Genomic DNA, 15,894 nt, shown 5'->3' with positions numbered 1-15,894 from the left:
CGCCGATTTCTGAATGAAAAATAAAGCGGGAGAACCCGAAGGGAACCTCATGAACAGATAGTTATTAAGTGCTTCCTGCAGTTGCGGATGCCTGAGCGGGCTGGTTATAATAAGAAACTCCTTTTTTAAAATTTAAATATCAGAAAAATGAAAAAGACGTATTCTGTTGATGCCATTTTTTTTTGTATTTTATTTTTTTTGTGTTCCTGTAGTAAGTCAGTGCATTCTGGTCCGCCGGATGCAGATCTTATGCAAGAGACTTCTGCAGCAAAAGTGTCCGGCAAAGCCTTGTTGGCTACCACGCGGTACCTGAGTGCGCAAAACGGCCCCGATGAAACCGCTGCCTTTCAGGGCCTGATCAACCAGTCTGCTTCAGGCGATATCATTGTGGTCAGATCAGGAAATCATTATTTTACAGGAACCGTGCACGTAAATAAAAGTGGGCTAACGATCAGGGGCGAAAATAATGGTACAGATCCGCTTAATTATCTGCGTAAGGCTCCGGCTGCGCCCGAGCAAGGAGTTTCTGTTATAGATGTGGATGCAGGTGTGATCAACACCGTAATAGACTGGATCTATATAGACGGAGGGAATTTGCCGGAGCCCAATATGCGCGTTTATGGTAACCAAACAAAAATCTATAATAGTCATTTCAGAAATAGCGGGAATACAGGACTTTTAATTCACCAGGCCAATCAGCTTTGGATAGAAGGCGTGAAGTGCTATTATAACTATATGTGTGGTATTTCTCAATGGGCCAGCTCAGACAATACGATCAAAAATGGGCAGTTATATGAAAATGGTGCAGAGGGACTAACGATCGATGGCGGTTCTCACAACTGTTTCGTGAGTAATATATGGATCTATAAGAACAATAAGGGCTATCGCGGAGTAGGCGGTATCGGTATCGACCAGGCCAACGGGGCCAATATTTTTAACTGTACAATTGACCGGACTTATGGTCATGCGATACGTTTTCAAAACAATCTCAATCAGCCTGATGACGGTTGCCAGGTATATAATAACAGCATTACCAATAATAGTGGTTGCGCCATTAGCATACGGCATCCTGCATTGGTAACAAACTTTGGCCAATGGGGTAATACTATGACGGGCAATTCAGGTGGTACCATTTGTAATGAACCTTAGAATGAACAAGGACAATGGGACAGGTGGCCTTTGGAGATAAACTCCGGAACCGCCGCTAGAAGTATTTGTTTCTTCCTATGCCGGTTGGAAATAAAGCTGATAAGAAGAAGGATTCGTTTGGCAATAAAACCGATAAGGCCAATGCCGCTGATACAGGTACGAAGGCCGCGATAGCCGGATACAGCAAAACCTGGGTAACAATAAATGTGGTGGGGGAAATAATGCGTAAAAGAGCGCACCCTTAGCATTGGCTAAGCCGGCGGAGAAGCCGGGAACCCTCTTTTACCGCACAGTTAATCCCGTTACAGTTCTGCTGCCCACAGTTTGGCTGATTTTTGAAGATGTTTTATTATTTAATAATTGAACGTTTTGCGCATCATCCAGGTAGAACGTGTACCGATCGTCTGGTTGTTCAACAGTAAATTTTGAATTTTTAATCGTCAGATTTTGTACGTGCCGCGCCCATATTCCCCAGGAAGGCTGAAGCTTCAGGTTGGAAGCGTTGTACTGGCCCACGCCTAATTCGGGAGGGTTGGCGGTTGTATCTGCAGCCGGATGGCCGCCTTTTACCTGTATGGATACATCGTTAAACGTGATATTTTTGATATAGCCGGTATGGATACCGTTGGGCAACCGGAAAGGCTCACCGCTTTCCAGGTCTTTTGCACCCGGCAGCCGGTAGCCGGCAACAATGGGGGTGGCGGTCCGTTGGGTTCCATTGAATGCAGACCAGCGTTTTCCTTCTTTGCCGAAGGAACTTCCGGCATAAACCTCCGAAATATCGATACCATTTAAGATGATATTTTCAACGGTTCCGATATTCACATTGGTTACCAGTAATTCATTACGGGTAGTTCCGTTTTCTTTGAAACGGTAAAGCTGCGCATGGGCGCCTAACACACGCCCCCTGTTGGAAATAGATATAAAAAATGGAGTATAAGTACGAAGCATTTTTGAACGATGGTGCAGTACGCCGGTATGTCCGCAATTGAGGTGGATATTCCGGATATGCCCCCCATCGTTGGTGGAAATAGAAAAGCCCGCTTTATTGGCGCCGAGCACGTAAATATTATCCACGCAAATATCAGTGATATCGTCGGCCGTTTCGGAGCCTATCTGGAACAGGTTACAATTGGTGTCACCAATGATATTCCGGATCCGATAGTTCCTGGCCGGACGTGTAAATCCAAGCGAGCAATCGGATCCAGGCTTAACAATGTCGTCTGAACTTACTTTTGAATAGATATTCGTTACAATAACATCGTTGCAACTCATAAAATCGTAAATATCCCGCACATTGGACGTATGGTGTTTTGCAAAATAGGTATCATGCATATTTACCGTATCCGTTCCGGTTGCCAGCAACACGAAGTGTCCCGCGCGGTCTATGTGTAGCATATTACCGGTGTCGAAATCTTTTTTGTTGCCTTTCAGAATATAATAGGGTTCATCCCTGGTACTGTCGTACCATAGGTCTTCGGCACGCCGGAGACCACCAATTTCTATGTTGGTGCAGAGTTTCAGCGAAAACATCTTGTCACAACGATTGTCTGGGGCATTGTTCATTACCTTATCACTTGTAACGAGGTTCCCGTTCCCGGTAATATACCCGTTGCCAACGATTTTTATATTGTCAATCCGTTCTCCAAAAAACATGGCATTCCTAAAAAAAGTGTGTCCCACATCCTGCTTGGTAAGCCAGTTTTCGGGGTCTTCATAGGGTCCGATGTCGGTTGGGGACAGGCCCGAACGGTACTTTTTATCGCTGTACCAGGTGGTTTCCGGCGCGTCTCCACCTTTCAGCGCTTTTATAACTGCACCCTCCGCAACGTAAAGCCACACATTGCTTTGCAAATGCGCGGTCCGGATGTTATAGACTCCTTTACTGAACAAGAGCGTGCCGCCTCCCCAGGCATGCACCTGACGAATGGCGCTGTTAATGGATTCCGTATCATCTGTTTCGCCGTTGCCGGTGATGCCAAAATGTTTGATATCAATCTTCCCGGAGTAGAATGCAATATGGTTGGATGCACCTTTATGACGACCGTTGCCGACCTGCAACCGGAATAGATAGAACCGGTCGGGTAGGAGGCCCGCCAGGGATGCTCTTCCTTCATTGATCCGGATGGCGGCTTTTGCAGGCGTCCAGGTTTTTCCGGAATCAAGTGATTGTTCTACCAGGGCGCCGGGTATTGCAGCCCGTGGCCATTGTAATTCCAGTGAGGTATAAAAACCGGGTATTTCATCATATATGCGTGCCTTTTGGGGCGCCCGTTTCAGGTCAGAAATGGATTCGGTAACGGCAATAGTGGCAATGGCATCCGTACTGCTGAAAACTTCCGGAGCTGTAGTTGTGTAGTGCGCTTTAAAATGATAACGGCCGGTTTTAGACCATTGCACATTGCGCAGCACCATTTTGATGTCGGGTCCGTTGGAGGGGCGCAGATCCAGGTGCGTTAACAATAGCGTACGCCCGTCATCGGAGATTTGTACCCGTCCTGTTTTAGTATAAGGGTAGCCCAGGCCGGATCTTCCGGTTGAATGCTGTTCGAGGTCTTTTAATGGTACGTCTCCACGCCCGATAATGTTTACGGTTGTGTGTAGCATAGAGGCCTTTACGCCGTCGGGAAGGGAAATGGTTACGGTTGCATTGGGGCTGCGCTGGCCGGCGGTGTAAAAGAGCGTAAGGTCTGAAGTAGTGTTAACCGTTCTGTTTTCCCCCTCTGCGATCAGTTGTCCTCCCAGCGCTTTTGGGACCAGCTTAATGATAAGAGTGCGGGCACTTCCTCCCGGTTCATCTGCTTTTAAACGGTCACCGGTGCTGATTGTACCGGATGTTTTAGGTTTCCCGTCGGAGGTGTATACCGTATATCGACCGCTCTCATTTTGAATATCAGTCATCAGATCGGCGACAGAAGGCGTGGTTGAAACAAGGCCGCCGTCTTCCGGGGTGTCTACAGTAAACGCATAGGTGCTTCCTGAAACAATTTGCAGCGTATCCGTTTTGATACCGGCAACGTACCTGGAATTTTCAAACCGGGTCGATTGTGCGCTCAGATCATTTATAGGAACGTATAAGAGCGTTGAAATGAGTAGTGTCAGAAATTTCATAATTATTTCAATAAAATGATTAATAATCCGTGGTTATGATGTGGTCCGCACCTTGTATGCTTTTTGGTAGGAAAGCGGGCTTAAACCGGTAATGATCTTGAAAAATCTGCGAAATGAAGCAATATTGGCAAACCCGCTTTCAAGGCTCAATGATTTTATGGGGCGATCGGTTTCCTCCAGTTGTTTGCATGCATAACTTACCCGCAGTTCGATAATAAACTGTGAATAGGTTTTTTGAGTTTGCTGTTTGAAATAACGGCAAAATGCATTGGGCGTAACCCCGGCTATTTCTGCGATCTCCAGCAGCCGGATAGCTCTTTTAAAGTGTTTCATTGTATAATTATAAATCGTGTTGATCCGGCCTTCATCCTGTGTGCTGATGAACGTCGCTATTTGCTCCGGAAGCAGGTACGTGATAGTTGGCCAGCGCGCTATTTTTGAAAGCAAGGCTATGAGCGAAATAATGCGATAAGGGCCGTTGATACTTAGCATATACTGAAAGGTGGGAATCAGCGATTTGATGCTTCCTTGTATCAGGATGCCTTTTTTTGCCCTTTCAAGCAGCTGCCGGATGTCTTTGTTTTCCGGCAGGTCCAGGAACGATTGCCCCCAGAAGGTTTCAGGGAAATGAATCGCAATAACGTCTATGGGTACCTTGCCGAAGCCAAAATACTGGTCATCGAACCGCCAGTAATGGGGGATGCCTGCACCTATCATACACAGGGTTCCCGCAGAAAAACTACGTATACGATTGCCAATCAAAAGGGTTCCGGATCCGCTGATCACATAAATTAATTCTACTTCTTTGTGATAATGCCATCGATTATTAACAGGTACCTGATCTCTTCTTAACTCAAAAGAAGCGCCTGGCGTATTGGCCATTTTTAGTACTTGCGGTTTCATCCGGAATTTGTGTTGACAAGAAATTGTAGTGAAATATACGTCAGAAAATCATGGCGCTGTTTGGTGAAGCTAAAATTGTTTAGTAGTTGGATAATATAAAAAAATCCATTGCTGTAAAAACGTTTTTATTTGCATATTGTGCTAACGATTGAAGTTTTTAAGAACCAGTCTATAGGATGTGTAAGTAGTGGAAGAAGGCCCTTGCTGTTGATGATTGCTGATCTGAGGCACCGGTGGATTGTCCTTAATAAAAGCGTGCATAGGTATTATAATTACGGGGAAGATCGATATTCATCAAATAAATAATACAGTATGAAAAGTTTTACAAGAGTGAGCTTAATGATTGCTATCCTGATTCTGTCTGTTTTTGCTTGCAGTACCAGGAATCCGTTCAGCGGCGAAATAAGTGCTGCAAGCGAAAATACCCAATCCGGTTCTCAAAACCCAGGTAGTTATAAGATTAGCCTGAATACGGCACAGGCTCTAAACGATTATATATGGATTTACACAATTACAAAAACAGATAAGGCAAAAGACATTGGTTATTTTATATTAAACCTGGGAAATCCGGATGAGGCCAGTCCTACAATTAATAATATTATATCGGCCCGGATCAATGGGGTTGATTGGACAAGCAAGTTGAAGAATACGAACGGAAATACTTCCTGTGGGATTCTGGCAACAAATTTTGTCAAGTTTGAAGAACTGGGGGCAGCCGATCAATATATAGTGGAAATAAAGCTGGATACCATCTATGCACGGGTGAACACCACAGGATGGGTTAAGGCGGGAACCAGCTGCAGTGCCTTGAGTTTGCAGGGCCCCGGACGACGCGGTTATCAGCTTACCGCTTCTATGCAATCCGATTCAACAATGCCCGGAAAAAAATACAATGCGATCAATACCTATATGAAGGGCTTCGGATTCGATTATTCGGAGCATCCGAATTGCAGCGGCGGGTATGGCGGACATGCGGATGGCATTCATTGTGATACGGAACTGGATCCGTTTTTCAATAAGTACGTATTCCGTTTCAATATTCATATTGATCCGGTAATTGACGGCGATCGTTGCAGTTCAGGAACAGTAGACCGGCAGCGGAATGAAATGAAATCTGCTACCAATAATACCACCTGGGCTAAAGTACAGGGCAACTGGGATGAATGGCAATTGCTGGAATGGAAATTTAAACTGCCAAAGGGATTTCAGCCCACCACCAGTTTTTGTCACATTCATCAGTTGAAAGCCCAGGATGGGCCCAATAACGGTAGCCCGCTCATTACGATCACACCGCGCGCAAGCAGCAGTGGCGGAAATAAAAGGATACAGATCATTCATTCGGTAGACGGGGCCAGCACCGGCAAGGGCACGATCGTTGATAACATACCGCTGGCTGATTTTGAGGACGAATGGGTGCAGGTAAAGGAGGAAGTACATTATACACACAACGGATATTACGCCTGTAAGATCACCCGCGTAAAAGATGGTAAGGTGTTGGTCGATTATAAGGATGAAAACATCGATATGTGGAGAAAAGGGAGTTCTTACATGCGTAATAAGTACGGTATTTACAGGAGTCTGGCTGGCGGCCGGCTGGACCGGAACCCGGTTGGCCAAAGCCCCTTATTAAAGAATGAATCCCTGTGGCTGACAGATTTTAATATCTATGAGAAGAATCCGAACCCGAATCCCGGACAGGTGCATGATTAAAAAATAAGTATGAAGTCAATATTCTTGATCTGTTTTTCAGTACTCTGGTGCAGTGTAAAAGCTGCGGATGTAACCATTACAGACTATGGGGCAAAAGGAGATGGCATTACGCTGAATACTGCAGCCATTCAAAAGGCGATTGATGCCTGCAATAAGAGTGGAGGAGGAAAGGTGCATTTCCCGGAGGGTGTATATCTATCTGGTACCATCGAATTTAAAGACCATGTTGTCCTGCATTTTCAAAAAGGCGCTACATTGCTGGGCAGTACCGATATTGACGATTACCGCAACCTGGATCCGTTTACCGAGGGCCTGGGAATTGACGTGGGCTGGGCGTTACTGGTGGCGGTTGACCGGAAGCATATTGGTATTGAAGGAGAAGGAACCATTGATGGTCAGGGGAGCAAATTAAAGGCGGCTCATATTTTACGGGATACCAGGCCTGAAGGACAGCGTTGGGGACGTCGTCCCTTTCTGTTACGTGTGGTGCGCTGTACAGCGGTTCAGATTAAGGACGTAACGCTGAAATATGCCGGAGCATGGACATCACATTATTTTCAGTCGAAAAATATCCAGATTGAGCATCTGAAAATTATAAGTGTGGGGGTTGCGCATAATGACGGTATCGGTATCGATGGATGTCAGGATGTAACGATTCGCAATTGTGATGTAGTGAGCGGAGACGATGCCCTGGTTTTTAAAACAACCTCCAGTAAAATGGCCTGTAAGAATATCAGGGCAACCGGTCTGCGATTAAAAAGCAGTCAGGCCGGTATCAAAATGGGTACAGAATCTATGGCCGATTTTGAGAATATCTACATTTCCGATTGTGTGATCTATGATACCCGGAACGGGGGCATCAAACTATTATCGGTGGATGGTGCACCGATAAGGAATGTAACGATTACCGATATAAAAATGACCAACATCCGCACGCCGATACTGCTGCGTTTGGGATCCAGGCTCAGTGTTTTTCGTAAGGGCCAGGATGTGCAGCAAAAAACCGGTTTTTTTGAAAATGTGGTGTTGAAAAATATTAGTGCAGTATCAGCGGACAGTACGCAGCTAAAATCGGCCACCGGTATCCTGATCACCGGGGTGCCGGAGCATAAGATTTCCGGCATCTCGCTTGAAAAGATCCGCATCGATTTACCCGGCGGAGGTTCCGCTGACGAGGCTGCTGTAGCGGTTCCCGAGGCAATTGACCAGTACCCGGAGGTAAAGACCTTTGGCCCGGTAATACCTGCCTATGGTTTGTGGTTGCGTCATGCACAGGATATCCGGATAAGGGACCTGGAAGTTCGGGTGAAGAAACCGGATCTGCGTCCTGCTGTTTTTATGGAAGATGTACAGCGCGCACAAATGACCCAATGTGCATTCCGGGCCTCAGGCCATCCGGATGCTATTTTTAAAGTAAAAGGATCAGGGAACCTGACGCTGCAGGAAATACAAACATCCGCTCCGGCAAAATCCTTTATTGAAGCGGATGCGGCCAGTAAAACAGGAATTGTACAAAGGGCTAATAAAACACCCGGGATAAAGCGTATGCTTAACTGATCGTTAAATAGATCAAAGCAAAACCATAAGACATAAGGACTACTGGATATGTGTATACGACGAGTGGTTTTCCTATGCGGTACAAGGGAGTGGATATAGCGCAGCCCGATTGCCGGGGGCTGTATTCCCTCATCGTGTTTTTAATATGCGCGGAACGCCAGTTGTTTGTAAAGGCTTGGATTTAGGAGGCTTACGGAACGGTTAAGAGAAGCGCTGCTTAAGGCAGTAAAAAAAGGCGGAACGCGAAAAATAATGGCTTTACGCCGGCATGCTATAAATTGGTTTGCGCGTATGGACGAGATGATAAAAAGTTGGCTTGCCCGGGCGGCTGCAAACGACTGCCGGGAGGCATTTGAAAAACTATATCTTCATTTTGCTCCGGGCATGCAGGCCTTTGCGGCTACACTTGTGGAAGATAAGGACGCCGCATTGGATTTGGTTCAGGATCTTTTTGTAAACCTCTGGGTAAACCGGAAAAACCTTACAGCGATCGAACGACCTGCAAGCTATTTATATCATGCCTTAAAAAATAATGCGGTTAACGATCTTAAATCCCGAAGGCGGGTTGCACCATTGATGGCAGAAGCGGGCGAACGGATTGCGCTGGCAGATGGCGGCCCGGAAACGGCTATTATTAGAAAGGAGACCAGGCAATTGCTGGAAAACGCGATCAATAACCTGCCCTATAAGTGCCGGCTGGTTTTCAGGTTAATTAAGGAGGATGGTTTTCGTTATAAAGAGGTAGCACACCTTTTGGAAATTTCGGTAAAGACCGTGGAAGCCCACATGCGACTGGCCTACAGCCGGATTGTAGAATGCCTGGAATTGGAGCCATCTCAACACCTGGGCTCCTGCAAGCCCGGTAAAAGTTCCGGTATTTAACCGTTTTTTGAAAAATATACAAAAGCAGGCTTTTCATCGGGAGGGCCAATAGCAGCATGAATACCTGATTCTCAGGAATGTTGCGAAAATTCCTATGAATTAGTTCAATTTTTTTTTAACGACTAAGGGTTTTTATCTGTCCGGTACTCTTAGTCTGTAAGCGCGTTTTTTATGGAACGGACCCGGTTTATTGAACTGATAAGAAAAAAAGAAAGCGGTGAAATAACACTGCTGGAACAAAAGGAGCTCAATGAGGCCCTGGCGGCCAATGCGTCATATGCGGCCATCCTGCAGTCGCTTAAGGCGATTTCAGGAGCAGGCCCGATGTTTAGCAGCGGGAAAAAAGACGATGCAGCGTTGGAAAAACTCAGGAAGCGGATCGGGCAGGCAGAAAGAAAGCAAAAGGGGCGGATATTCAGCATTCCGGCAAAGTGGATGACCGCTGCAGCCGTACTTCTTGTGTTATGTACAGGCGGGTTGTTTTATTTTTTTATGCACCGCCAGGGTCAACGTACCGAAGCCGCAGTAGTGGCCACGGCCAAAGGGTCCCGTACCAACCTGATTCTGCCGGATGGAACCAGAATATGGGTAAATGCAGATACCCGGCTGACCTACGATCATACATTTGGGGCAAAAACCAGAACCGTATACCTGACCGGGGAAGCGTATTTTGAAGTGGCTAAGGATAAAGCGCATCCTTTCATTGTTCATACGCAATCTATGGATATAACAGCTGTGGGTACTGCTTTTAATGTGCGCTCGTACCGGGATGAAGCCAGTGCACAAACAACATTGATGGAGGGTGCGGTGGAAGTGGCCTTTAAAAGAAAGGAGGCCGGAAAGATCCTGTTGAGACCAATGGAAAAAGTAATTGTGCGAAACCCGGTAATGGCCGCTACTTCCGGTGAAAAGGACCTTCCCGAGATCGCAGTGCTTAAAGTGGACTATGATTCAGCAGAAGCGATGGCTCCGGAGACCCGGTGGTTGAAGAACCGGCTGGTATTTAGCCAGGAGCGGCTGGAAACGATTGTGAAAATTCTGGAGCGTTATTACGGCTGTGCGATCCGGGTACAGGATAGCGCGCTCTTAGACCGCAGGCTCAGCGGTATTTTTCAGGATGAAAGCCTTACTGAAGTTTTGGAATCCTTCCGTCTTGCCACAGGAATTCAATACAAGATCGATAAGAATAACGTGTTGCTTTATAAATAACGCTTTAAAAATGATCCCATATGAGAAAAGAAACATAGTATATAAAAAATAGCGGAAAATGCTTGCAACATTTTCCGCCGGATAAAGACCGAAATAATTGCCTGGACAGCAATATTCCATCACTTTAATGAATACAAAAATATGAAAATTAAAGATTGCCCTGGCGTGTGCGTCAGGAGCCAATTAATTATTAAATACCTGTTGGTAATGAAGCTTGCCGTATTAATAACGTTCTTAACATCCAGTCAGGCCGTTGCGATCAACACCTTTTCCCAGGAAAAAATCAATCTGAGGCAATCCAATATCTCAATTATGGCCATTTTGAGGGGTATTGAGGCCCGGTACGATTACCGTTTTGTTTACAGCGACAGCGTGGCCCTGAGCCGGCAGAAAATTGACGTGCTGGCAAAGGATGCCAGTATTGACGAGGTCATGCAGAAGGTTTTAAGAACCACTGGTTTTTCTTATAAGAAAATGAACAAGGGCCTGATTGTGATTACCGGTAATGAGGATGGAATTGTAGCAGAACTGCCGGTGAAGGGAACCGTGACCGATGAAAATGGCCTGCCGGTTTCGGGGGCAAATGTGGTGGAAAAAGGAACTTCAAATGGCACGGTTACCAATGATGACGGTAGTTTTCTTATAGAGGTAAAGGATCAGCAGTCTGTGCTTGTTATTTCGGTAGTGGGCTTTAAAACGAAGGAAGTGGCTGTTGCTGCCGTTTCGTCCGGGATCATCCTGGAAAAAAGCGATGGAAAGCTCGACGAAGTAATTGTGGTGGGATATGGCACCCAGAAAAAATCGGATATTACCGGTTCCATCACATCGGTAAACGAGAAAGCCCTGCGGGAGGTGCCGGCAGCCAACCTCTCCCAGGCGTTACAGGGCAGGGGCGCCGGTATTGATATCCAAAAAGGCGGTGGTAACAGTAAGCCGGGGGCATCTCCGGTGATCCGGATCCGGGGAGTGCGCTCCATCAGTGCAGATAACGGACCGTTATTTGTAGTAGACGGCATCCCCTATAACGGTAATATCAATGATCTTAACCCGGATGATATCGTTTCTGTGGAAATTTTGAAAGATGCATCCGCAACTGCTATCTACGGATCGAGAGGTGCTAACGGCGTGATCCTGGTTACAAGTAAAAGAGGGCGCAATGGTAAAGCCGTGATCTCCTATAGCGGGTATGCCGGCTATGTAAAGAACCTGGGGAAGATTGAGGTGATGAATGGCGAGGAATTTGCGCTGCTGAAAAAATGGGCCGCCTATAACGGCAACTTTTTAAGTAACGGCAATCGCAAGTATACGGGCATCGATGATCCAAAGATCATAGAAGATGGCGTTTTTGCAACGCAGGAAATTGAATCCATGAATATGGGGCGTAGTACGGACTGGCAGGACCTGATCTATAAAAAAGGCCTGAATACCGATCACCAGGTTAGTGTTTCGGGTGGGTCGGAAAAAACACAATATGCAATGTCGGCAGGGTATCATAATGAAACGGGCATCTACCCCGGGCAATCCTTTGAACGGTACTCTGTAAGAATCAATGTGGATCAGCAACTGGGAAAGGCTTTTAAAATCGGGCTGAGCTCGCTAAATAATTACAGTATCACAAAGGGAGAAAATGCCAATCCGATGGGCCAGGTGCTCCGGGCAAGTCCGTTGGCTACACCGTATGATGAAAATGGCAATCTCTGGGGGTTTGTGCCGGGCAGTGCCAACCAGGTATGGAACCCCCTGGGCGATTTTGTGGAAGGTGCAAAAGTAGAGAACCGGAAAAGAACGGGTACTTTTACCACACTTTATCTGGACGTAAACCTGGCAAAGGGGCTGAAATATAAGTTTAATGCCGGTGCGGAAATACGATCGGATATCTATGGTAACTTTTATGCCAGTGCTACCTCCAACAATCTTGGCGGACTGTCTACCTCCCGTAACAGAACCGAGTTTTCAACTAACTATACCCTGGAGAATATTCTTACCTATAACCGGGTGTTTGCTGAAAAACATAAACTGGATTTTACCGGCTTGTTCAGCTTGCAGGAATCGCAGGGGCAAACCAGCCAGTTTGATAATAATGATATTGTTGCTGACCAGCTCTGGTACTATAATCCCACCTTTGGCTCGAATCTGAAAGGGGTTGGAAGTTATGCGAAATGGGATATCGTTTCGCTGATGGGACGTTTGAATTACGGGTTCAAAAATAAATACCTGGCCACCGTTACGGTGCGGTCCGATGGCTCGTCAAGACTGGCGCCGGGTAATCAGTTCAAGGCATTTCCTTCCGGGGTATTGGCCTGGAATATGGGCGAAGAGGATTTTATTAAGAACGCGCTCTTTATCACCAATCTTAAATTAAGGGTAGGGTATGGAAAGGTAGGGAATACAGCGATTGATCCGTACCAGACTCTTGGAGCGTTATCCGCGGCTGTTTATAATTATGGCGATCAAACAACCACCGGCGTCTATCTTTCAGATGTGCCGAATCCTGATCTTACCTGGGAATATACCGCCACTACGAATATCGGCCTGGATTTCGGTTTTTTTAATGGCCGTATTTCCGGCGCAATTGATCTGTATAAACAGGCAACGAGCTCTTTGCTGCTGCCCCAAAGTTTGCCACCCACATCGGGGATTTCCAATCCTATAGTGACCAACGTGGGAAAAACCGAGAATAAAGGGATCGAAATTCAGCTGAATACAGTGAATATCGCCGGTGACGGGCGTAGTAAACTGAGTTGGACATCGGATATTAATTTCTTTTTAAACAGGGGAAAGATCACACAATTGCAGGAAGGCGTTTTAATGGATATTACCAATAGCCGGTTTGTGGGGTATCCTATCGGAACGATCTATGATTACCGGAAGATCGGGATCTGGCAAAATACTGCAGCGGATTCAGCACTTGCAAAAAGCCTGGGCCTTTCTCTGGCCGGAACCGGATCGGTGATCGGTAACATCAGGGTAGAAGATGTAAACGGCGACAGTAAGATCAATGCCAGCGACCGGGTGATCCTGGGCTCAAGTCAGCCCAAATGGTCTGCCGGCTTTACCAACAGACTGGCGTATAAAAACTTTGACTTTACGGTAGTGGCCTTTGGCCGTTTTGGAAGCACTATTACCAGCCGTATGCACAACAGTGGTTTTGCCAATACCTTCCAGGGGAATTACAACAACCTGCGGGTGCATTACTGGACACCAGAGAATAATGAGAACTTCTGGCCAAAAGCCAACGCCGCCTCTACCAATACGCCTAATAATTCAACCCTCGGATATTTTGATGGCACGTTCGTTAAAATAAGGAGCCTCACACTGGGATATAACCTGCCTGCTTCATTTTTGAAAGCAAATCTGCGGTCAGCAAGAGTATATGTAACAGCCAATGATGCGTTCATCCTGTTTTCAAAGTACCGGAGCGTGTACAAGGGGATCGATCCGGAAGCGATTAATGGCGGTAATAACCGGGGAGAGATCAATGTGGATACTCCGGCAACGTATTCAATCCTTTTCGGACTTAACATTACCTTTTAGCAGTTACAGATGAACAGAAATGATACGGGATTAATATTTACAACGGCTTGCTCCGACGGCGGGCTACAAAAGATATAGAAATGAAAACGAAATTTTATAGTATATATGGCATACTGGTTATGGTGATTGTTTCGGCCTGTTCCAGACAATTAAGGGAGGAACCTCATTCCATACTGACTCCTGAGTTTCTTTCAACCACACAGGGATTGCAAAAGGGCCTGGATGCTGCTTACGCAGGTACCCGGAACCTTTGGGGCACGCAAAACCTGTTTACTATGACTGTAATCGGTACGGATGAGTTTTATACAGGAAAGGATGGGAACAATGATATTAATAAATATAACAGCAACTATAACACTTCCAATGGTACCGTTGCAGCCATCTGGAAGGAGTGCTACACAAATATCAATACCTGTAACGGGGTTATTGAAAACGCCCCCAAAGTAGCCGGGATCCCGGACGAACAAAAAGCGCGGATGGTGGCGGAAGCAAAGTTTCTGCGGGCAAACTGTTATTTCCTGCTGGTACAGTTTTGGGGAGATGTAACACTGAATAAAAACTTTCAGACCACTCCTGTTACGTCTGCAACACGTGCTTCCCTGGCGGCGGTATATGATTTTATCATTCAGGATCTCAACGATGCGATAGGTACCCCCGCTTTTCCTTTAAGTCCCAAAAGCGGAGGTGTGTTGCCTGGAAAGGCCACCAAAGCAGCGGCCTTGCACGTATTGGCCAAGGTATACCTTGCAAGAGCGGGCTCCGCCGCAAAAAAAGCTGATGATTACAAGAATGCATATACCAATGCCATGGAGGTGATCAATAATAGCGGGCTTTCGTTGTTGCAGGATTTTGGACAGGTATTTGCAGAAGGCAATGAAGCCAGCAACGAAGTTATATGGACCGTTCAGCATACCTCTAACCTGGCGTACAATGGTCCCAATAACAGCGGCGGGTCCGATAATGTATTAAATCATATGTGGGTGCCAAAATATGAAGACGTAGGAGGAATGAAACGGGACGTGCTGTACGGCAGGCCTTATATTCGCTGTGTGCCAACCCGCTGGCTAACCGATGTGGCATTCCAGGAGCGGGTAAATGATACCCGGTATAATAAAACCTTCCAGACCGTATGGTATAGTAATAACGCAGCTTCTATACCCAAGTGGACGGCTCCGCTTCCTCCCGGAGCTCCGGCAGATGCAGCGGTGGGTAAGCCAAAATTTTCAGTAGGAGATACGGCGATTTATATGCCTGGCCGGGCAGCAACCAACGCGGAGATCGCTGCTTCCAGGTACCTGTTGATGCCCCCGAATAACTACACAATTAGCCTGAGCCCTTATATGAAAAAGTATAATGATACCAAAAGGGCTGATATGAACTACCCTTCCATCCGTCCGGTGATCGTTTACCGCCTTGCAGAAACCTATCTCATTGCCGCAGAAGCGGCTTATATGGGAGGCGCAAGCATGGCAGACGCCATCCAGAACATCAACATTGTAAGACGGCGGGCGGCCTATCCAAACGCCAACCCTGGCGTAATGGATGTGGCGGATATTCCCTCGCTTGATTTTATACTGGATGAACGTAGCCGGGAGCTATGCGGCGAGCTCACCCGTTGGCTGGACCTGGTGCGGACCAGCAAGCTGATCGACCGGGTAAAAACAAAGAACTACAACCCGGAGGCCGCTGCCAATATTAAAGATTTTCATGTACTGCGTCCGATACCGCAAAACCAGATCGATGCTGTAACCACGGGAGAAGTTTACCCGCAAAACCCCGGATGGTTTTAGAGACCGACATTCGGGTTTGCAATAATTTAAAGAATAAGAAAAATCACGA

Annotated in this window: 9 protein-coding genes; 7 read left to right on the top strand and 2 right to left on the bottom strand. The window is 46.5% G+C overall.

Annotated features, from left to right (window positions below):
* The first annotated feature begins 249 nt into the window (after positions 1–249).
* Complete coding sequence (locus LQ567_RS07520) at positions 250–1,149, top strand: right-handed parallel beta-helix repeat-containing protein (RefSeq protein WP_231003750.1); 900 nt, start codon at positions 250–252, stop codon at positions 1,147–1,149.
* Between the two features lie 282 nt (positions 1,150–1,431).
* Here LQ567_RS07520 and LQ567_RS07515 read toward each other — a convergent pair whose 3' ends face one another.
* Both LQ567_RS07515 and LQ567_RS07510 read right to left on the bottom strand, forming a co-directional pair.
* On the bottom strand, positions 1,432–4,260 hold the full coding sequence (locus LQ567_RS07515; protein WP_231003748.1) for an endopygalactorunase: 2,829 nt from the start codon (positions 4,258–4,260) through the stop codon (positions 1,432–1,434).
* 33 nt (positions 4,261–4,293) lie between these two features.
* Positions 4,294–5,163, bottom strand: a complete 870-nt coding sequence (locus tag LQ567_RS07510) for an AraC family transcriptional regulator (RefSeq protein WP_231003746.1) — start codon at positions 5,161–5,163, stop codon at positions 4,294–4,296.
* Between the two features lie 312 nt (positions 5,164–5,475).
* On the opposite strand from LQ567_RS07510, the gene LQ567_RS07505 reads away from it, so the two are divergent.
* From LQ567_RS07505 to LQ567_RS07480, 6 genes are all read left to right on the top strand, one after another.
* Complete coding sequence (locus LQ567_RS07505; protein WP_231003744.1) at positions 5,476–6,873, top strand: heparin lyase I family protein; 1,398 nt, start codon at positions 5,476–5,478, stop codon at positions 6,871–6,873.
* 9 nt (positions 6,874–6,882) lie between these two features.
* Positions 6,883–8,430 carry a glycoside hydrolase family 28 protein gene (locus LQ567_RS07500; RefSeq protein ID WP_231003742.1) on the top strand — a complete coding sequence of 516 codons (1,548 nt, stop codon included), beginning with the start codon at positions 6,883–6,885 and terminating at the stop codon, positions 8,428–8,430.
* 291 nt (positions 8,431–8,721) lie between these two features.
* Complete coding sequence (locus tag LQ567_RS07495) at positions 8,722–9,312, top strand: RNA polymerase sigma factor (RefSeq protein WP_231003740.1); 591 nt, start codon at positions 8,722–8,724, stop codon at positions 9,310–9,312.
* 171 nt (positions 9,313–9,483) lie between these two features.
* On the top strand, positions 9,484–10,521 hold the full coding sequence (locus LQ567_RS07490) for a FecR family protein (protein ID WP_231003738.1): 1,038 nt from the start codon (positions 9,484–9,486) through the stop codon (positions 10,519–10,521).
* Positions 10,522–10,728: 207 nt separating this feature from the next.
* Positions 10,729–14,055, top strand: a complete 3,327-nt coding sequence (locus LQ567_RS07485; protein WP_231003737.1) for a SusC/RagA family TonB-linked outer membrane protein — start codon at positions 10,729–10,731, stop codon at positions 14,053–14,055.
* 80 nt (positions 14,056–14,135) lie between these two features.
* Positions 14,136–15,845, top strand: a complete 1,710-nt coding sequence (locus LQ567_RS07480; protein ID WP_231003735.1) for a RagB/SusD family nutrient uptake outer membrane protein — start codon at positions 14,136–14,138, stop codon at positions 15,843–15,845.
* Positions 15,846–15,894: the final 49 nt, after the last annotated feature.

This window comes from Niabella pedocola, from assembly GCF_021044425.1.
GTDB lineage: Bacteria > Bacteroidota > Bacteroidia > Chitinophagales > Chitinophagaceae > Niabella > Niabella pedocola.
This window is presented reverse-complemented; position numbering and strand designations above follow the sequence as displayed.